Here is a 19,344-nt window from a genome sequence, read left to right on the forward strand (position 1 = left end):
AACAGTTCTAAAGTTCTTTCTCGAAATGCAAAAATCAGCAGCCTGAATTCAGGTAATATCACTGGGCCCTGATAAAAAGTAAATCTCTATCCACTTCCCTACCCGACGATAAAAACGTCGTTAACTCAATAAATAAATGAATTAGTGAATGCAGGAATCCGGTCCCGAAAGCATGATCAGGACTCAAGGCAGGCCATTGCGCGGCAACTTTCACTTCAGATACCACCGGTAATTTTTACATCATTAAACGATTTTTCTTCTTTTTCGCGGGGGGGAGCAGGAAGTCGGCTGCCCATTCAGCGTTACCATGCATTGCAGCTCGTCTGGTTTGCCCAGGTCCCACAACTTTATGGTCTCGTCAAGAGAGCAGGAAGCCAGTCGCCCACCGGGCAATGGCGTAACAAAGAACACGTCTTTGCTATGCTCTTTCAGTGTCGCCACACATTGCTGGCCGTTGGGCTTGCTCAGATCCCACACCTTAATAGTCTGATCATCACCACAGGAAGCCAGCCGTCCATCGGGCAATAGCGCAATTGACTTCACCCAATCGGTATGCCCATTCAGCGTCACCACACATTCCTGGCCGTTGGGCTTGCTCAGGTCCCTCACCTTAATAGGCCCCTCATGAGAACAGAAAGCCAGCCGCCCATCGGGCAATGGCGTGATTATGAACATCCAGCGGAGCGCATTCAGCGTTGCCACACATGCCTCACCGGCGGGCTTGCCCAGGTCCCACAACTTAATGGTCTCGTCAAGAGAGCAGGAAGCCAGCCGCCCATCGGGCAATGTCGTAACACAGGTTACCCAATCGGTATGCCCATTCAGCGTCGTCACACATTCCTGGCCGTTGGGTTTGCTCAGGTCCCACACCTTAATAGTCCCATCATGAGAACAGGAAACCAGTCGCCCATCGGGCAATTGCGTAACTGAATCTACCTCCCTGGTATGCCCGTTGAGCGTCGCCACGCATTGCTGGTCGTCGGGTTTGCTCAGATCCCACACCTTTACGGTTGTGTCTTCAGAGCAGGAAGCCAGCCGCCCATCGGCCAATGCTATGACAGAGCTCAGCAGGGAGGTATGCCCATGGAGCGTCATGACGCATTGCTGCCCGTGGGGCTTGCCTGGGTCCCACACCTTTATGGTCTGGCCAGCACAGGAAGCCAACCGCCCATCAGACAATAACGTGACTGAGATCACCCCGGAGGTATGCCCATTCAGCGTCACCACGGAGGTTTGCAGGGTATTACTTTCCAGAGACGCCAGGTATTGATTGCTTAAGCATCGATGATAAGCAAGCCGTAATAAAGGGTCATAAATTTCATTGCCCGGAACAGCAGGTATATCCCTGTTTTCAATCATTTTTCTATAGGCATCATAGGCAGAGCCATAATATTGAGCGGCCAGTTTTTTCAGTTTTTCTGCTGTGTTGAAAAGTGTAATCAAGCGCTTGCTGGTTGTAGCCAAATGGCTAACATCAACGAAAGACAGGTAGTCAGAAATTTTAATCAGGAGCTCATTTGGCAATGCCAGTAAAGGCGACACCTGTTCCGGAGGAACAACCGAAACCCCCTCTGTCGTTGTTTCTCCTGCCTGGTTACCAGACGGGCTTGTTGCCTGGTAGTGGTCAGGGTAAATGGTATCAATATCAGCGATATTTTTTTTCACATCCTCTGACCGGTAAACAGTTTTAAAGTTCTTTCCTGCAAAGACAATAAATCCGATTTAACCGCTTGCTGAATCCACATTATGAAAAATGTGGATCATTCAGTTTGCCAACCCCGGTATTTATAGGCTATTTCCCGATACAGAAGGACGAAAATATACGCCCCAGCAGATCATCACTGGAAAAGGTTCCGGTAATTTCTCCCAGGGATTTCTGAGCAAGGCGAAGGTCTTCAGCGAGCAGCTCGCCTGCTCCAAGGTGCTCCAGTTGTTGACGACCGTTCTCAATATACTCTCCCGCCTGTCGCAACGCTTCCAAGTGGCGACGCCGGGCAGAAAAGCTGCCTTCCATCGCCCCTTCAAATCCCATACAGGCTTTCAGGTGCTCCCTGAGAGCACCAACCCCGTGCTCGCTTTTCTGGTCATTACAGGCACAAAGTCGTATAACCGGAACACCATCAACTTCTGAAAACCCGGGCTGTTCACCGGTAAGGTCGATTTTATTGCGAATGATGGTCAGTTTCTCCTGAACGGGCAAACGGTCGGCAAACTCAGGCCAGATATCATGAGCATGGGTTGCCTCGGTTGATGATCCATCCACCATCAGCAATACCCGGTCAGCCTCTTCAATGGCTTTAAAAGCCCGCTCGACACCGATCTGTTCCACCCGGTCTTCGGTTTCACGCAGACCAGCGGTATCAATCACATGCAGTGGCATGCCATCGATATTGATATGCTCTTTCAATACATCCCGGGTAGTGCCGGCAATATCGGTGACAATGGCCGTGTCCCGGCCAGCCAGAACATTCATCAGGCTGGATTTTCCGGCATTGGGCCGACCGGCAATCACCACGGTCATGCCATCCCTGAGTATCGCGCCCTGGCCCGCTTCACGGATAACCTCACCAAGCTGTTGCGCGATACTGGCCAGCTCACCGGTAACTTTGCCATCGTTCAGGAAGTCAATTTCCTCTTCCGGGAAATCAATAGCGGCCTCAACATAGATTCTCAGTTCGATCAACGACTCCACCAGTGCATTGACCCGTTGCGAGAAAGCGCCTTGCAGTGAGCGTAAGGCGGAACGTGCCGCCTGCTCGGAAGTGCTGTCGATCAGGTCAGCAATGGCCTCAGCCTGGGCAAGATCCAGTTTGTCATTCAGAAAAGCTCGCTCGGAGAACTCCCCGGGGTTTGCCTGACGGACGCCCAGGGCAAGAATGCGTTTCAGCAGCATATCAAGGATGATGGGGCCACCATGGCCCTGAAGCTCAAGCACATCCTCACCGGTAAAGGAGTTGGGGTTGGGAAAATAAAGCGCGATGCCTTCATCCAGAATCTGGCCACAGGCATCATGAAATGGGGTGTAGTGGGCAAAGCGCGGTTTAGGCTCCAGCTTCAGTACTTCTCTTGCCACACGCAGGGCATCAGGACCCGACACCCGAATAATACCCACGCCTCCCCGACCGGGGGCTGTGGCCTGGGCGACAATGGTATCCTGGTGAAGGTTGCTGAAATCAGACATAACGAGCCATAGGTAACTGCTAAAACGATGGCATAGTCTATGCCCGGTGCCTGTTTTAGTACAGGATCATGAGCTGATCTTGCGGGGCAATTTCAACTGGCTGTTGTCACGGAGCTTGTTGATATCTCTGTTGATAAAAGCATCCGGGTTGAGTTTATAGAGGTCCTCCATCAAGGATGTCCAGTTGTCATAGTCCGGATACAGAGGCAAGAGTTTAATCGCCACCATGCTGATGGTATAGCCTTCAGGAACCTTGTATACCGGAGCCTTACCGGTTCTGGATAGCAGTGAGTTACTGATTTTATTGTATGAAGGGGCGGTCACATTCCCTGTGGTTTCCTCAGGCTGTCTTACGCTGAGGGGTTCCCCTTTCATACGTTCCACCGGTTTGGATGATGTGGATGTGCGATCCATAGTGTGTTTGGGGGATTGTTTCTCTGGTAGCTGCAACACAGTCCCTTTTTTGATCGCACCAATATCATTATTTACAAACAGTGAGGGGTTTAGCTTTGCCAGTTCCTGGAGTAAGTCATACCAGCTGTCGAACTGTGGATAATCGGGGATCAGCTCATGGGCAATGGCAGCAAGACTTTGACTTGCAGTGACCTTATAAATAGTTTCTGTCTTCTGCTGCACCGGCTGCTCTGCAAACGTCGATGGCATTTTTCGGTTCAGCTTTGCCAACGTCTGATGTGTTTTTTCCGGCTTACGGTGAATATCGGTATTTGTTGTCTGCGCTTCTGCTTGCTCCGAAGTGGGAGAGAACCTCCGCTCTTGCTTTGCTAACGCCTGATGTGCTTTTTTCGGCTGACTGCTTTTCGTATCGGTTGCCTGTGCTGCTGATGACTGCTGAGCGGCAGCGGCCCTCTTTTTGGCTATTTCGGCCAACTTCTGCCGTAATTCCTGCCGCTTACGGTGATTATCAGCGTTGGATCTCTTTATTTCTGGCTGCTGTTCAGCCAACTCCTGATTTTCCGCCTCAATCTCAACCACACCGGCATCAGGCATGATCAGTATTTCATTCGCCCGAAGCCTGTTTGGATTACCGTCAGTGAAAGCCCCGGGGTTCATATAAACGATCTGTTGCATCACCCCTCGCCATCCAGTGGGATGGGGATATTTATACTTCATTCTCCAGGCAATCGTACTGACATTGTCGCCAGCCGCGACTCTATAAAGATGATCATTTTGACGGGCATCAGGGAGGTTTAACAGGGTTCCAGCGGGTATCTTGTTGATATCACCGCCGATAAATGCATCAAGGTTATTTCTCACCAGACCTTTCATTACCCACCGCCAGCCCATTGAGCCCCGGTCAGCCTTGCTTAGCCTCATGGCGATAGTGCTTAGCGTGTCACCTTTGGCAACCCGATACGTTTTCTGTCCTGCCATCAAATTGCCACGGGGCATGGCTTTATCAAGACGATCAGGATGACCGGCGTCAGGGAGGTTTAACAAGGTTCCCACACGTAGCTTGTTAATATCACCGCCGATAAATGCGCCAGGGTTACTGCTCACCAGACCTTTCATGACCTCGCGCCAGCTGCCCGGATAAGCGTTGCTTAGCTTCATGGCGATGGAGCTTAGACTTTCACCTTTGCCAACGCGGTACGTTTTCTGCCCTGCCATCGACGAGGGTTGAGCATCGTTACGATTGATCCTGCCGGTCAATACGTTATCGGCTGTCCCGGATGGACGGTTTTCACTGGCCTGCCTGTATCCATCCAGTTTCTTACGCAATGCTGCCAATGCCTCTGTTTTGGCAACATCACCAGAGGTCTTTGACGGTGAGGTATCCTGATGAACCGATTGGTCGGAAGAGTGGTTCGGTTCCTGTTCGTAGGACTTCAGTTTGCTGCTTAATGCCGCCAACGCCTGTTTTTTAGCGGTGTCATCGGGTGTTTTTGCCGGGGCGCTATTCTTGACAACTTGTGGCTTTTTCCCACCCTTGATATCTAACAGGTTAAAAGCAATGTGTCGTCCGTTGTTGCCGGGACGAATTTCATAAATACCATAGGCCTTTTTTCTTCCCGCCGAAAACCTGACCACAGCCGTCAGTTGCCTGGCATTGATGTTACGGGTCGAGCGAGCCCTGAGCACCGTTTCTCTGTTGCTATTCGCCGTTATATCAAACTGAAGACCCGCAACCTGCTGATTATAATCGATGCCTTGTCGGTAATAGTCGGTAATTGAGCCCAACTGAACCTTGAGGTTGTCTTTGCCGGCAAGGCCTTCTGGCAGGTCTTTGATGATAATGGTTGAGTTTAACGAGTGGCTGACCGTCGAAGGTGCTTGCCCGTGTTGACTGTGGGCAACGTTGGTTTTGCCCGAAGGCTTGGCTGTATCAGATGTTTTTACCGAAGCCCATGATACCTGATTGTTTCCCTGGAGCGTTCCTGGCAGTTGCAACCGCGTATTAACCCGCAGTTTATTGATATCACCATTAATGAAGGCCTCTGGATTCAGAGAGGCCAGCTGGTTCATCAGGGTTCGCCAGTTGGCCACTTCCGGATACCGGGGCAGCAACTCCATGGCAATGCCACTGATGCTTTGCCCCGCCTTGACCCGGTAATGCCCGCCGGAAGACATCGTAAAAACATCGGCGTCTGACGCGGTAATACTGGTCTCAGAGGGTAATGGCTGAACCGAAGTGTAGGGCTGTCGGGCTTTGGCGGTGGTAATCGGCTGTTCAGGCTTATGGTCAGCGTTAAGCAGATTTAAGGTAACTTGCTGTTTGTTACCGGGCGTTAACTTGAAATCATAGATGCCATATATTTTCTGACTTCCCACCGTCAACTTGATCACAGCCTTCAGTTTGTTGGTGGTAATTTCCCGAACAGAGCGAACCTTGATCAGCGGCTTGCCATCACTATCTTTGGCCACTTTAAAGCGCAGACTGGAGACCTGCTTGTCATACTCAATATTATGCCGGGAAAATTCGGTAATAGACCCAAGCTTTACCTTCAGCTTCTTATTGGTAAGTTCTGACGGCAGAGCATCAATGGCAATGGTCGCATTGAGTAGTTGGTACTGATCAGTACCAATGGTCATATACCCCAGCTCAGGATTGGCTGATGCGCTCCCGATAACACTGCTTACTATGGCTGTGCTTATCAGTTTTTTAATCATGTTGCTGATCTTATCCAGTTAGCCCAACGTGGGAAGGCCAAGTTACTAACTGTTTATCGGTTCAGCCCCCGGCAACTGTAGAAAATTCAGGCGCTATTTTTTACCGCATCAGCATGCCTGTGGGCAGGCACTTTTCAGAAGAGGGTTTTATCAAAGCGAAGGTGAGGAGAAGAGAGGGGAGCAAAGCAGCTTTAACCGGGAAAGCTGCTTCGCAAAAGGCTTAGTCTTCTTGTTCGATTTTGCGGGTAATGATGTACTGCTGGATAATCGACAGCACGTTGTTGGTCACCCAGTACAGAACCAGGCCCGCCGGGAAGAACAGGAAGAAGAAGGTGAAGATCACCGGCATCATCTTCATCACTTTAGCCTGCACAGGATCTGGCGGTGTCGGGTTCAGCATCTGCTGAATGAACATCGAAGCCCCCATGATCAGTGGCAGGATAAAGTACGGATCCATCTGGGACAGATCGTAAATCCAGCCCAGCCACGGGGCCTGACGCAACTCCACCGACTCCAGCAGAGTCCAGTACAGGGCAATGAACACCGGCATCTGGACCAGAATCGGCAGACAGCCCCCCATCGGGTTGACCTTCTCCTTCTTGTACAGCTCCATCATGGCCTGAGACATTTTCTGGCGATCATCGCCATACGTCTCTTTCATCTCCTGAAGCTTGGGCCCCAGTTTGCGCATTTTCGCCATGGACCGGAAGCTGGTGGCATTCAATGGATAGAATACCGCCTTGACCAGTACCGTCAGCAGAATGATGGACCAGCCCCAGTTACCAACCAGCGAGTGAATCCACTTCAGGATGGTAAACAGTGGCTGCGCCAGAAACCAGAGCATGCCGTAGTCAACGGTCAGCTCAAGACCCTCGGACAGAGACTTCAGGTTTTCCTGGTTCTTTGGACCAACATACAAAGTGGCACCGGTCTCAATGGTTTCACCAGGCTGGGCCACCATGGCATCGTCATAGAAGCCGACGAAGTTGTAGCCATCTTTGTTCTGCTTGGTGTAATACTGATGGGCTTTTTGCTGGTCAGGAATCCAGGCACTGACAAAGTAGTGCTGGAGCATGGCGGCATAACCACCCTGAACCCGCTCAGCGAATGCCTTATCAGAAAAATCATCAAACGGCAGCTTGGTGTACGGCTCATCATTCGAACGAACCGCTGCGCCCAGGTAAGTATTCATTGGCGCTTTGGAGTTAAGCTGACTTGGATCTTCTGAATTATCCCGCTTCAGCTGGGCATAAAACTGATCACGCCACACCTTATTGCTGTTATTGATCACCTGGTAATGAACAGCAACATCGTAGCGGTCACGATAGAAGGTGAAGGTTTTGGTAATGTCGACGCCATCCATGGTTTTATGGAGATCAACGGTCAACGTGTTCTCACCATCACCAAGCGTGTAATTGGCCTGCTTTACCTGGTAAACCCCGCGAAGGTTGTTCGCGTCCGGGCCATCGGTTTTTGCCAGCGCACTCTGTGCAGTGAAGACACAGGTGGTTTCTCCCTGACAGTCCGGGCTGTTCACCAGAAGCTGGAAAGGCACCGTTGGCTCTCCTTCTTCCGGCAACCATGCCGGGTATTGCGGCAGGGTCAGGCTGATGATATCGCCACCGGCAGGGTCAATCAGCGCATCAATGGTATTGGTCTTGACGCTGATAAGCTGGGCAGAAGGTTTTACCGCACCGTCGTCGGTGGCGGGAATAGCGTTGCCATCAGTCAGCGACGGCAGATCGGAACCAGCTTGACTGCTGGATACGGAGTGAGCGACGGATGCCGACTTCGGCGTACCGGGATAGTCTTCATTCCATTGCTGCAGTGTTAAAACACCAACTACAGCAATAGCGCCGATCAGGAGTGTTCTTTGGAAATCCATGAGTTCCGGGCCACACATTCAGGTGAATGAATATGATTGTCTGATTGTGTCCGATGATCACCAGAATCTTTTTCCGGTACCGGGTCAAATCCTCCTGGATGCCAGGGGTGGCACCTCAGTAGTCGGAGCAAGATAAGCTTGCTACCAGTCAGAAAACCATGACGATTTAAGGCTTCCAGGCCGTAGGCAGAGCAAGAGGGGTAAAAGCGGCACCGGCTGGGCATCAGAGGACTTAGCGCATAGCGGTATATCCTGATCAGTCCGGTCAGCAATGATCGGGGGATAGTTGCTAATCTGCCCATAAATGCCTTCATTTTGTCGGCGCCCTTAGTCCTATAGAAAACCCTTGGCTCTATAGCAAGCCTTTAGCCAGATCAAAGCCTTATTGCTTATTAACATGCCCTGTGCGGGCAACAGCCTCAGACAGTCGACACTCAACTGCGGCTGTTTTATAAGAAAGCTTTCTGAGCCTGGTCGAGCCGAACAGGAAAAACCCCGGGGCTTCCTGTTAACTCTGGCATTTTCTTCAGGTTGGATATCAACGTGATGCCGACGCTTCCCATTCGTGCAGCCTTCGTTTCAACCTTTGCCACTGCTGGTTGAGTAGCAGGTTCAGGTCACTGTCATTCAGATCACTGAAACCTTTCCGGACCAGAACGACAATATCCAGGTTACCAACTTCATCCTGTTGCAGACGAAAGGTTTCCCGGATATGACGTTTGGCCCGGTTTCGGCCAACGGCAGTACGAATATTTTTTTTGGCAACCACCAGTCCCAGTCTTGCCCGGCCAAGCTCATTGGCTTTTGCCAGTATCAGAAGCTGTCTGCTGGATACCTTGATATCCGTTGTATCAAATACCTGTTTGAAATCAGCCGAGGAGCGTAGCCGTGATGCACGGCTAAAAGATAAGCTCACACTGATGCTCTCTTAGCCACAGGCGGTTGATCAGGCTGACAGACGCTTGCGTCCCTTAGCTCGACGACGGTTGATTACCGCACGGCCGTTCTTGGTAGCCATGCGCGCACGGAAGCCGTGGTTACGCTTGCGCTTCAGGTTGCTTGGCTGGAAAGTTCTTTTCATCGTGGTTACTCGTCTTAATGGACTTACAAAAGACGGGCATTCTAAGTAATTGCAGGGTTAGCGTCAATTTGCATTTGTCAAGAAGCACCGCATTACTACCCGTTGTTTCTCCCTACACTTCCTTCGCTCTTTCCGTCCCGGGTTGATGATCATCGCCGTAAAGCTGGTTTTCAATTTTTTCCCGGCAGGTTCTGCCCTGCATTGCACGAATTTTCTGCAGGTTGCCCAAAGGGGTGGCCTTAGCGATCCGGCTGTTTAATACACCATCATTTTTCAGGCGGTTGCGCCATTCATTGAACTTGTTGGCAGCCTCGTAAAACGCGGCCGACAATGCCCTGATCCGCCGGATCTCTTCGGTACCATCAGCAGGGTCCCGGTCCCGGGCAATATCTCCGTAGAGATGCCCAAGCATCGACAGATAGGAAGCGGTGGTAAATGCCATGGACAGACTGTGCTCAAAATCTGTTAACTGCTGTTTGGCCGTCTCCAGCGGATGATCTTGCCATCGCCGTTTGTGATTCTCCAGAGCCAACGGTTCTGCATGGAGAAAACAGAGCCAGTTTAAGGATTTATCGATCACCAGATGACGCAGTGCATCACGGGCTACTCTGATGTCGGCGGTCAGGGGAATGCACTCACTCCGGGCCAGCCCGAACTGGCCAAGCAGGGGGCTTTGCTGGGGGATTACCGAGAATTCAATGATCTGCTCCCCTGCCTGCACTGATTGACTTAACAACTGCAAATACTGGCGGTTATTGGCCAGCTCCCGCAGGCGCCACAAATCCAGCCGGGCGATGGTGGCTTGCTGAAAATCCCAGTTGACCTTTTCATTGGCTGCCAGGAGCAACTCATAGGCCTGGTCGTACCCCCGGCAGGATATGGCATGGGTAACCGACAGACTCAGGATCGCCATATCGTATTGGGTAAGCCATTGGGTTTGACGTTGCGGAACAACGGCCTGGGCAATATCCACTGCCGGCCGGTTTTCAGCACCAGCTGCTTTATTTGCCCTGCCTGTTTTGTGGCTGTCGGCTGCTGAACGCTCTTTGCCGCCCCTGGAGCCCGCTCTTTTATGTTTGGACCGCTTGCCTTTGTTTTTATTTCTGGGGGCTACAGCCGATGACCGTTTTGGCATGTCATCACTCAGCAGCCAGTCATCGTTCAATGCAGGGGAATTCACCACTGAACTGGCTTCAGCACTTAACTCCAGGCTGTCGCGGACCTCGGCCAGCTCACTCTGCAGCTTGACTGCACCTAAACTGCCATAGTGTTCCAGCACATCATTGAGTAAACCGGAAATTTTCAACAGGTCCGGTTCCCTGGATTTTAACAACAGCAGAGCCAGCTTCAGCTTGCCCGCTTCCACACCACGCATAATGGCTGATTCAATACTGGCAATGGCTTCTTCAGTATTCGCATTTTCTTTACTCATCTGGAGTGAGCCAAGCAGCCAGAAAGCCTCTGGCAAACGGGATAACCGGGCCTGAGCAATGGCCTTGTCGAGCTGTCCATCCAGATAAAAGATCAGGCTTTTCAGGTAATATCTCAGGTCATCATTCTCGACTCTGGCAACACTATCCTCACAGGCATAATTGATCAGAAACTCCATAAGGGCATACAGCGCCGGATTATCCTGGCCATCGTTACAGGCCGCTTTCTGCGAATTTACCAATAGTTCTTTGACGGATGGCAGCGAGCGGTTCTGGTACAGAGTCTGCAAAGCGATCAGGCCAATGTCCGGCGAGCAGAATCCGCTTTGCCAAAAACCAAGACAGTAGAACGCATACTCGAGCGTACAGGTCTCATCGAATTCGCCAACGCCCATAAAATCCTTTCTTATGCCCTTGACGTTCTGGATCGTGGTGGTGGTTAATTCAAGCAAATGCGCTTTTATCTGCTGCCATTGAGTGGGCAAATCCTCAGCATCCTGTTCCAGGCGGAATATCGGGTCTGAGGTAACCAGTTGTTCAACAATGTCATACAGCTTTTCACATTTGGCAATATCAAGACTGTAACAGCGGATGTTCCCCAACGAAGTCATGATTTGGCCAAACAGAATCTTCGACAATCTCTGATCGTCCATGGTGGGATCATCGGCCGAATAGAGGCAGGACATACGCAGCCGGGCTCTCTCTTTATCAATCTCCCGAATTAGGCCATCGTCCAAAAGAGCGACCACCTTGCGGTTGATAACCAGAGTGTTAGCACTTCGACCTCTATCAGAAATTACCAGCAGGCTCAGATACCAGATACACATAATAAACAGCTCTTGCTGTTCATCAGGAGTATCTGGCTGGTAACTGAGCAAACACTCCACAAGCTGATCGTCATAATGGCACATCTGCTGTTCCAATCTGTGGAGCTTGCAGTTGTTCCTCATCGATGGATCCAAACTCAACGCATCCTGCACGAATATGCAGTTAAAACACAAACGCTGAATCCTCTCAGACAACATTGACAAGTTTTTGTTCCTGGCAATTTGACCGATTTCCAGGGTCAACTTTGGAATCATTTTACGGAACAGACTGATTTTACTCTGCAATTGATTCCTATCCAGGCAACAATAGTACCCGATTGCCTTAAATCCCCCGTATGTCGGCATAAATTCCATTTCTAACAAAGGATTTATCTTGTACCGGTTCAGCTGAAAAACGGTTCCCTTTGAGATCTGCCTGAATCCATTTCTACCTTCCCGGGCAGTCGAGTTTATATTGGCCACGGACTGCTCGGGCAGTTTCTTTTCTGTTTGACTGGCATCCTTCACACATCGCCCGAAAGCACCCTGGCTAGCCAAGTGCCCTGTGACCTCATTGTTAGCCATGGGCATTTGTGCATCCAGCACAGCCGTTAGCCTTGATAGCGGATCTAACATAATGAATGAATTTTATTTTGTTGGTATGGCTTTGGAACACCCTGTTCAAGTTAGTACAAAAGATCAAATAATGTTAATCACCAGGCAGCGATTCACAGATATATAAATAGATAAGTTATCTCTTATGTGATGTGTTTTTGATTTTAATGTAATTATTTAGGGAGGTTTTTTCTGTGGATAACTCCGTTTATGCCAGTTATCGTCTGCCTTTGAGGATGTGTGCTTTTTTGTAGAAATCCCGGAGGTATGTTGTTGTTTTGGTCTTGATGGCTTGTGGATAATTATGACTGTTATCCACAGCTCGCTTGTTATTCAATTTACCCACAGGAAAATCATAAGGTTTATTGCCATTCATAAACGGACCTACCCACAGGGAGTAGCAAGCAATATTTTCCTCCGCATTATGGCTGTTTTATTTTCAACTTATTGAATTATAAGGATATTATTCCTGGCGGATGATCTGTTGTCCTGTTTTGCAGGTGTGGATAACTTTTGCCAGAAAGGATACAATTCCCTTTTGTCTATCCAATCGTTATTTCATACCTGAAGGTCTTCAGCAGGCTGTCTGACCGGCTTCAGTGATACCCGTATTAAATCCTGATCCTGATCCTGATTCTGATCCTTATCTATATCCGGAGATGGGTGGGAGAGCGGGAGAGTAGGAGAGTAGGAGAGTGCCTGTGCCCCTTGAGCTGTGGCAAAAATGTATCGATATCCTGCAGGATGAGCTGTCTTCTCAGCAATTCAATACCTGGATTCGCCCTTTGAAAGTGATGGGGGACGAACACGATTTGTGTTTACTGGCTCCCAACCGGTTTGTTGCCGACTGGGTGAAAGAGAAGTTTTTGCCAAGAATCGAAGAGATTCTGGATGAACTGTCCGATGGGGACTCTCCAGCCGTCGCGTTGGCGGTGTCCAATCGTCGGCCCCCCTCACTGAGCAAGCGATCTGCACGGCCAAGAGAGCCTCAGCTCAGGGAAGTGCCACCCAGAGAGATTCAGCCTGCGGCAACGGTGACCGTTTCTGAGAAACCCATTGAGAACCCGCTGAAACATGCCGCTATTGAGCGTTCTGTGGTCACCCATGAGCTGGTGTCGGCTTTAACGGTCGCGCAGGACAATACCCCGGAGCCAGATCTGGTATCAGACCCCGGTTTTCAGGAAGATGACAGCAGGCAGACAGAAGAGCCCGCCCAGATCAAGGTAAACCCGCTGAAAGAGTCGGTGAGTGCTACGCCTGAAGAGCCTGTCCCGGTGCGGCAGGTTGAAGTTGAAGGGTCTATCAAGCATCACAGTTCGCTGAACACTGGTTTCACTTTTGAAACCTTTGTTGAGGGTAAATCAAACCAGCTGGCCCTGGCGGCCGCTCGACAGGTGGCAGAAAACCCCGGTGCTTCCTACAACCCGCTTTTCTTGTACGGAGGTGTTGGTCTGGGTAAAACTCACTTGATGCATGCGGTGGGTAACTTCCTGGTGAAGCAGAACCGTAATGCCAGAGTTGTTTATTTACACTCCGAGCGCTTTGTTGCGGATATGGTGAAAGCACTGCAGCTGAATGCCATTAATGATTTTAAAAAGTACTATCGTTCTGTTGATGCGCTGCTGATTGATGATATCCAGTTCTTTGCCGGTAAAGAGCGTTCACAGGAAGAGTTTTTCCACACCTTCAATGCGTTGCTGGAAGGTGGTCAGCAGATGATTCTGACCTGTGATCGTTACCCAAAGGAGATCAGCGGTGTTGAAGAACGGCTGAAGTCCCGATTTGGCTGGGGATTAACGGTAGCCGTAGAGCCGCCCGAGCTGGAAACCCGCGTTGCCATTTTGATGAAAAAGGCAGAACAGCAGAAAGTGGAACTGCCCCATGAAGCCGCCTTCTTTATTGCCCAGAGAATCCGTTCCAATGTGCGTGAACTCGAAGGTGCCCTGAAGCGGGTGATCGCCAGTGCGCACTTTATGGGACGCCGTATTGATATTGATCTGATCCGCGAGTCCCTGAAAGACCTGTTGGCTTTACAGGACAAACAGGTCAGTATAGATAATATCCAGAGGACGGTTGCTGAGTACTACAAGATCAAAGTGGCGGATATTCTTTCCAAGCGTCGCAGTCGTTCTGTGGCAAGGCCAAGGCAAATCGCCATGGCACTCTCCAAAGAGTTGACCAGTCATAGTTTACCCGAGATTGGTGATGCCTATGGCGGACGTGATCATACCACCGTTCTTCACGCTTGCCGTAAAGTAAAAGAACTGGTCGAAGTGGATAACGAGATCAAAAGCGATTACAAAAACCTGTTGCGCTCACTGACAAGTTAATTCCACCTTATTCAACCTCATAAAAAGGTGAATACCTTTTTATATCAAGAGAAAGGAAAGCGATGAAATTTACCATTAATCGGGAAGCATTGCTTAAGCCACTTCAGCTGGTTGCCGGTGTGGTTGAGCGCAGACAGACGCTGCCGGTATTGTCCAATGTGTTGATGGTAGTCGATGGAAACCAGCTCTCGTTAACCGGTACTGACCTGGAAGTCGAACTGGTTGGCCGTGTCGCCCTGGAAGATGTTGCGGAGGCCGGAGAGATTACGGTACCGGCCAGAAAACTGATGGATATCTGTAAGTCCCTGCCTGAAAACACCCTGATTGAAGTGCATCAGGATGATCTGAAGGTCAAGGTAAAGGCTGGCCGGTCCCGGTTTACCCTCTCCACTTTACCGGCCAATGAGTTTCCCAGTATTGAAGAGGAGGCCGGATCGGTATCCTTTACCATTGGTCAGTCGCGTCTTCGCCGACTGATTGACCGCACCGGCTTTGCCATGGCCCAGCAGGATGTTCGTTACTACCTGAACGGCATGCTGCTGGAAGTCAGCCAGAACTGTCTCCGTGCGGTGGCTACCGATGGTCATCGCCTGGCCATGTGCAGCGTGGATGCCGATATCAACCAGCAGGACAAGCATCAGGTCATCGTGCCCCGTAAAGGTATTCTTGAGATGGCGCGTCTGCTCACCGAAGGGGAAGAGAGTGTTCATATTACCCTGGGTGCGAATCATATCAGAGCCAAAACCGGCGACTTTATGTTCACCTCCAAACTGGTGGACGGTAAGTTCCCTGACTATGAGCGGGTAATTCCCAAAGGCGGCAATAAAATCATTATTGGTGATCGCCAGGAACTGCGTCAGGCATTCCAGCGTGCGTCTATTCTGTCCAATGAGAAATACCGGGGTATCCGCCTGATTCTTTCCGATGGTCAGCTTAAGGTAATGGCTAACAACCCGGAGCAGGAGGAAGCCGAAGAAGAGTTGAGCCTGGCTTATCATGGTGACTCCATGGAGATCGGGTTTAACGTCAGCTACCTGTTGGATGTGCTTTCTGTGCTTTCTGGTGAGGCCATCAAGATGACCCTCTCCGACCCGAACAGCAGTGCGCTGCTTGAGGAGTCTGAGTCTGGTGACTCCACCTATGTTGTTATGCCTATGAGGCTGTAACAGCCTGTCGGCAGAAGTAGTCAGTGTCTGATGTTGTGGCATCAGACACTCGCCCTGATCCGGCTTCCGGGCTACTCAGGTTCGGAAATAAACAGAATATGATTCAACAGCTCTCCATAACCGATATCAGAAACCTCTCCTCTGTTTCGCTTACCCCTTCCCCTTCTGTAAACGTGCTCTACGGGCTCAATGGCAGTGGTAAAACCAGCGTGCTTGAGGCCATACATCTTCTCGGGGTCGCCCGATCATTTCGGACCTCCCGAATTAAACCGGTGATCAATCGTGATGCCGAGGTCTGCACGGTGTTTGGTCGAATCGGTGTGCCATCGGGATCCATACCGATTGGTGTTTCCAGAAACCTTCGGGATGAAACACTGCAGATACGGGTGTCCGGAGAGAACCTGAAGTCCACCTCTGAGCTGGCCAGGTTACTGCCCTTACAGGTGATTAATCCGGACACCTTCCGTTTGCTTGAAGGCTCCCCAAAGCTGAGAAGGAATTTTATCGATTGGGGCGTGTTTCACGTGAAACATCATGACTTTTTCCCGCTATGGAAACGCATGCAGAAGGCGCTGAAACAGCGGAACAGTCTGCTCCGTCATGGTAGAATAAACGGTTCTGAATTGAGTTCGTGGAACATAGAGTTTGCCAAAGCAGCCAATGCCATCGACGTGTTACGCGGCGATTATATCCAGAGACTGACGCCCGTCTTCAATGAGGTGCTTTCGGAATTGGCCGATCTGGATAATCTTTCTATCCAATATTACCGAGGCTGGGATAGGGAGAGAGAGCTGCATGAAGTACTCAGTAGCGGACTGGCACGGGATGTCCAATCGGGCTATACCCATGCCGGGCCGCAACGGGCAGATTTAAGGATTCGGATTGGCAAAGGCAGTGCGGTTGATATCCTCTCACGAGGTCAATTAAAACTGGTGGTCTGTGCACTGAAACTCGCTCAGGGCTTTCTATACAAAGCGCTGCAAGACAAACAGTGCATCTTCCTGGTCGATGACCTGCCATCAGAACTGGATACCCCTAATCGACAAAAGCTTTGTCGATTGTTTCAAAAAATGGACTGCCAGACCTTCATCACCTGTGTTGAGAAGGAGGCACTGGAACATTGCTGGTTGCCTGAAACGGAATTGAAAATGTTTCACGTGAAACATGGGCAGGTTACTGTTACATCACATGAGAACCCTGGTCAGCAAAGTATTCGCCGGGCTGAGTCTTTGGAGATAGAGCATGAGTGAACAAAACTACGACGCATCCAATATTAAGGTCCTCAAGGGCCTGGATGCTGTCCGCAAGCGCCCGGGGATGTACATTGGTGATACCGATGATGGTACCGGTCTGCACCATATGGTGTTTGAGGTGGTTGATAACTCCATCGATGAGGCGCTGGCGGGGCACTGTGACAAGATTTCGGTCATTATCCACCCGGATGAGTCCATCACGGTTAAGGATAATGGCCGTGGTATCCCTGTGGATATTCATGAGGAAGAGGGCGTTTCTGCCGCTGAAGTAATCATGACGGTGCTTCATGCCGGTGGTAAATTTGATGACAACACCTATAAGGTATCCGGCGGTTTGCACGGTGTGGGTGTGTCAGTGGTTAATGCCTTGTCCAGTCAGCTGAAACTGACCATCCGCCGACATGGCAAGGTTCATCAGCAGGTGTACCATCAAGGGGTTCCGGAAGAGCCATTAACGATTATTGGTGAAACGGATGTCACCGGTACGGAACTGCACTTTATTCCTTCCCCGGAGACCTTCTCAAATATTCAGTTCAGTTACGACATTCTGGCCAAGCGCCTGCGTGAACTCTCGTTCCTGAATTCGGGTGTCTATATCCAGCTGACGGATGAGCGCACCGGCAAGGTTGATGACTTCAAATACGATGGTGGTCTGAAGGCCTTTGTTGAGCACCTGAACCAGAATAAAAGCACCATCAATAAAGTCTTCCACTTTGAAATCACCCGGGATGACGGTATTGGTGTAGAAGTGGCCATGCAGTGGAATGACAGCTTCCAGGAAGGGGTATTCTGCTTTACCAACAATATCCCTCAGCGCGATGGTGGAACGCACCTGGCGGGCTTCCGTGCGGCGCTGACCCGAAGCCTGAATGGCTATATCGAACGGGAAGGTTTCCAGAAGACGGCCAAGGTGGCTACGTCTGGTGATGATGCCCGTGAAGGTTTGACGGCAATCATCTCTGTCAAAGTGCCGGACCCTAAATTCTCCTCCCAGACCAAAGACAAGCTGGTGTCCTCCGAGGTAAAAACCGCAGTAGAGCAAGAAATGGGCAAATACCTGGCGGACTACCTGGTAGAAAACCCCCAGGAAGCCAAAGCGGTTGTCGGTAAGATGCTGGACGCTGCCAGGGCCCGTGAAGCCGCCCGTAAGGCCCGTGAAATGACCCGCCGTAAAGGTGCCCTGGACATTGCCGGCTTGCCAGGCAAACTGGCGGACTGCCAGGAGAAAGACCCGGCACTTTCTGAACTCTATATAGTAGAGGGTGACTCGGCGGGCGGATCCGCCAAGCAGGGCCGCAACCGGAAGACTCAGGCGATCCTGCCTCTCAAGGGTAAAATCCTGAACGTTGAGAAAGCCCGCTTTGACAAGATGCTCTCCTCCCAGGAAGTCGGAACCCTGATTACAGCCCTGGGGTGTGGTATTGGTCGTACGGAGTTCAATATTGACAAGCTCCGCTACCATAACATCATTATCATGACCGATGCGGATGTGGATGGATCGCACATCCGTACACTGCTATTGACCTTCTTCTTCCGGCAGATGCCTGAGCTGATTGAAAATGGCTACATCTATATTGCTCAGCCGCCACTTTATAAGGTTAAGCGTGGCAAGCAGGAGCAGTACCTGAAAGATGATGGTGCGCTGGATGGTTACCTGACCCAGTCAGCACTGGAAAATGCCAGCCTGCATGTTAACGAAAATGCTCCCGGGATCAGCGATCAGCCCCTTGAAGAACTGGTGAAAGAGTTCAGAGATGTCCATAAAGTGGCCGATAAGCTGTCCCGTATTTACCCCGTCTCGGTGCTCCGTGAAATGATTTACATGCCCGAAGTGACGGCGGAGAGCCTGGCTGATAAGAGCATAATGGAGTCCTGGGTTGCCCAACTGAGCGAGAGAATTGAGAACCTGAAAGACGCCGGCAGTACCATGACCTTCTCGGTAGAGGAAGATCGGGAGCTCAATGTCTGGTTGCCCAAGGTGACGATTATTGCCCACGGTGTCGATAGCCACTATCGCTGGAATGCGGATTTCTTCTCATCTGCCAACTATGGCAAGATCGTTTCCCTCGGTCATAAATTGCAGGGATTGATCGAGGAGGGTGCCTTTGTCCAGAAAGGGGAGCGAAAGAGGGATGTCGCTTCCTTTGAGGAAGCCCTTGAGTGGCTGATGAGTGAATCCACCAAACGCCATTACATCCAGCGTTATAAGGGACTGGGTGAGATGAACCCGGATCAGCTGTGGGAGACCACCATGGATCCGGATGTCCGCAGAATGCTGAAGGTCACCATTGAAGACGCGATTGCCGCAGACCAGATCTTCAATACGCTGATGGGGGATCATGTCGAACCCCGCAGAGAGTTTATCGAAAGCAATGCATTGAATGTTGCCAATCTCGATATTTAATCCAGTTCAGTCGTGCCGGTTTTAACCGGCACTTTTTTTACTTTTTTGATTCTCAGGTGCTCTG

Annotated in this window: 12 protein-coding genes; 4 read left to right on the plus strand and 8 right to left on the minus strand. The window is 50.6% G+C overall.

Annotation, left to right across the window (positions count from 1 at the left end; all coding sequences use genetic code 11):
* Positions 1-243: 243 nt before the first annotated feature.
* The 8 genes from ACO6VE_RS10605 to ACO6VE_RS10640 all read right to left on the minus strand — a co-directional run bounded on the left by ACO6VE_RS10605 (position 244) and on the right by ACO6VE_RS10640 (position 11,668).
* A complete protein-coding gene (locus tag ACO6VE_RS10605; protein WP_422461236.1) occupies positions 244-1,665 on the minus strand; it encodes an F-box/WD repeat-containing protein in 1,422 nt (473 codons plus the stop codon).
* Positions 1,666-1,792: 127 nt separating this feature from the next.
* Positions 1,793-3,181, minus strand: coding sequence for a tRNA uridine-5-carboxymethylaminomethyl(34) synthesis GTPase MnmE (gene mnmE, locus ACO6VE_RS10610; protein ID WP_422461238.1), 1,389 nt, complete (start codon positions 3,179-3,181; stop codon positions 1,793-1,795).
* A gap of 66 nt (positions 3,182-3,247) precedes the next feature.
* On the minus strand, positions 3,248-6,310 hold the full coding sequence (locus tag ACO6VE_RS10615; protein ID WP_422461240.1) for a LysM peptidoglycan-binding domain-containing protein: 3,063 nt from the start codon (positions 6,308-6,310) through the stop codon (positions 3,248-3,250).
* A gap of 220 nt (positions 6,311-6,530) precedes the next feature.
* Positions 6,531-8,195 carry a membrane protein insertase YidC gene (gene yidC / locus ACO6VE_RS10620; RefSeq protein WP_422461242.1) on the minus strand — a complete coding sequence of 555 codons (1,665 nt, stop codon included), beginning with the start codon at positions 8,193-8,195 and terminating at the stop codon, positions 6,531-6,533.
* Positions 8,171-8,509: a membrane protein insertion efficiency factor YidD gene (gene yidD / locus ACO6VE_RS10625; protein WP_347710303.1), complete on the minus strand. Its 339-nt coding sequence runs from the start codon at positions 8,507-8,509 to the stop codon at positions 8,171-8,173. Before yidD ends, yidC begins: the two co-directional genes overlap by 25 nt.
* A gap of 224 nt (positions 8,510-8,733) precedes the next feature.
* Positions 8,734-9,111: a ribonuclease P protein component gene (gene rnpA / locus ACO6VE_RS10630; protein WP_101748624.1), complete on the minus strand. Its 378-nt coding sequence runs from the start codon at positions 9,109-9,111 to the stop codon at positions 8,734-8,736.
* A gap of 30 nt (positions 9,112-9,141) precedes the next feature.
* On the minus strand, positions 9,142-9,276 hold the full coding sequence (gene rpmH / locus ACO6VE_RS10635) for a 50S ribosomal protein L34 (RefSeq protein WP_081622094.1): 135 nt from the start codon (positions 9,274-9,276) through the stop codon (positions 9,142-9,144).
* A 112-nt stretch (positions 9,277-9,388) separates the two neighbouring features.
* A complete protein-coding gene (locus ACO6VE_RS10640; RefSeq protein WP_422461244.1) occupies positions 9,389-11,668 on the minus strand; it encodes a hypothetical protein in 2,280 nt (759 codons plus the stop codon).
* Between the two features lie 1,154 nt (positions 11,669-12,822).
* Between ACO6VE_RS10640 and dnaA the strand changes: the two genes are divergently transcribed.
* The 4 genes from dnaA to gyrB all read left to right on the plus strand — a co-directional run bounded on the left by dnaA (position 12,823) and on the right by gyrB (position 19,280).
* Positions 12,823-14,457 carry a chromosomal replication initiator protein DnaA gene (gene dnaA, locus ACO6VE_RS10645; RefSeq protein ID WP_422461246.1) on the plus strand — a complete coding sequence of 545 codons (1,635 nt, stop codon included), beginning with the start codon at positions 12,823-12,825 and terminating at the stop codon, positions 14,455-14,457.
* Positions 14,458-14,519: 62 nt separating this feature from the next.
* Entirely contained in the window at positions 14,520-15,623 is a 1,104-nt protein-coding gene (dnaN, locus tag ACO6VE_RS10650; RefSeq protein ID WP_422444476.1) for a DNA polymerase III subunit beta, read from the plus strand.
* A gap of 98 nt (positions 15,624-15,721) precedes the next feature.
* The gene (gene recF / locus ACO6VE_RS10655; RefSeq protein WP_422444740.1) at positions 15,722-16,873 is read left to right on the plus strand and encodes a DNA replication/repair protein RecF; all 1,152 of its coding nucleotides are present in this window, start codon (positions 15,722-15,724) and stop codon (positions 16,871-16,873) included.
* On the plus strand, positions 16,866-19,280 hold the full coding sequence (gyrB, locus tag ACO6VE_RS10660; protein WP_422444478.1) for a DNA topoisomerase (ATP-hydrolyzing) subunit B: 2,415 nt from the start codon (positions 16,866-16,868) through the stop codon (positions 19,278-19,280). The genes recF and gyrB overlap by 8 nt, the downstream gene beginning before the upstream one ends.
* Positions 19,281-19,344 lie beyond the last annotated feature (64 nt).

It is taken from the genome of Endozoicomonas sp. ALB115 (assembly GCF_049310245.1).
Lineage (GTDB): Bacteria > Pseudomonadota > Gammaproteobacteria > Pseudomonadales > Endozoicomonadaceae > Endozoicomonas.

Coding starts and splice junctions, on each gene's coding strand:
- rpmH (WP_081622094.1), bottom strand. CDS start 9,276: ATGAAAAGAACTTTCCAGCCAAGCAACCTGAAGCGCAAGCGTAACCAC.
- mnmE (WP_422461238.1), bottom strand. CDS start 3,181: ATGTCTGATTTCAGCAACCTTCACCAGGATACCATTGTCGCCCAGGCC.
- recF (WP_422444740.1), top strand. CDS start 15,722: ATGATTCAACAGCTCTCCATAACCGATATCAGAAACCTCTCCTCTGTT.
- ACO6VE_RS10615 (WP_422461240.1), bottom strand. CDS start 6,310: ATGATTAAAAAACTGATAAGCACAGCCATAGTAAGCAGTGTTATCGGG.
- yidC (WP_422461242.1), bottom strand. CDS start 8,195: ATGGATTTCCAAAGAACACTCCTGATCGGCGCTATTGCTGTAGTTGGT.
- dnaN (WP_422444476.1), top strand. CDS start 14,520: ATGAAATTTACCATTAATCGGGAAGCATTGCTTAAGCCACTTCAGCTG.
- gyrB (WP_422444478.1), top strand. CDS start 16,866: ATGAGTGAACAAAACTACGACGCATCCAATATTAAGGTCCTCAAGGGC.
- yidD (WP_347710303.1), bottom strand. CDS start 8,509: ATGAAGGCATTTATGGGCAGATTAGCAACTATCCCCCGATCATTGCTG.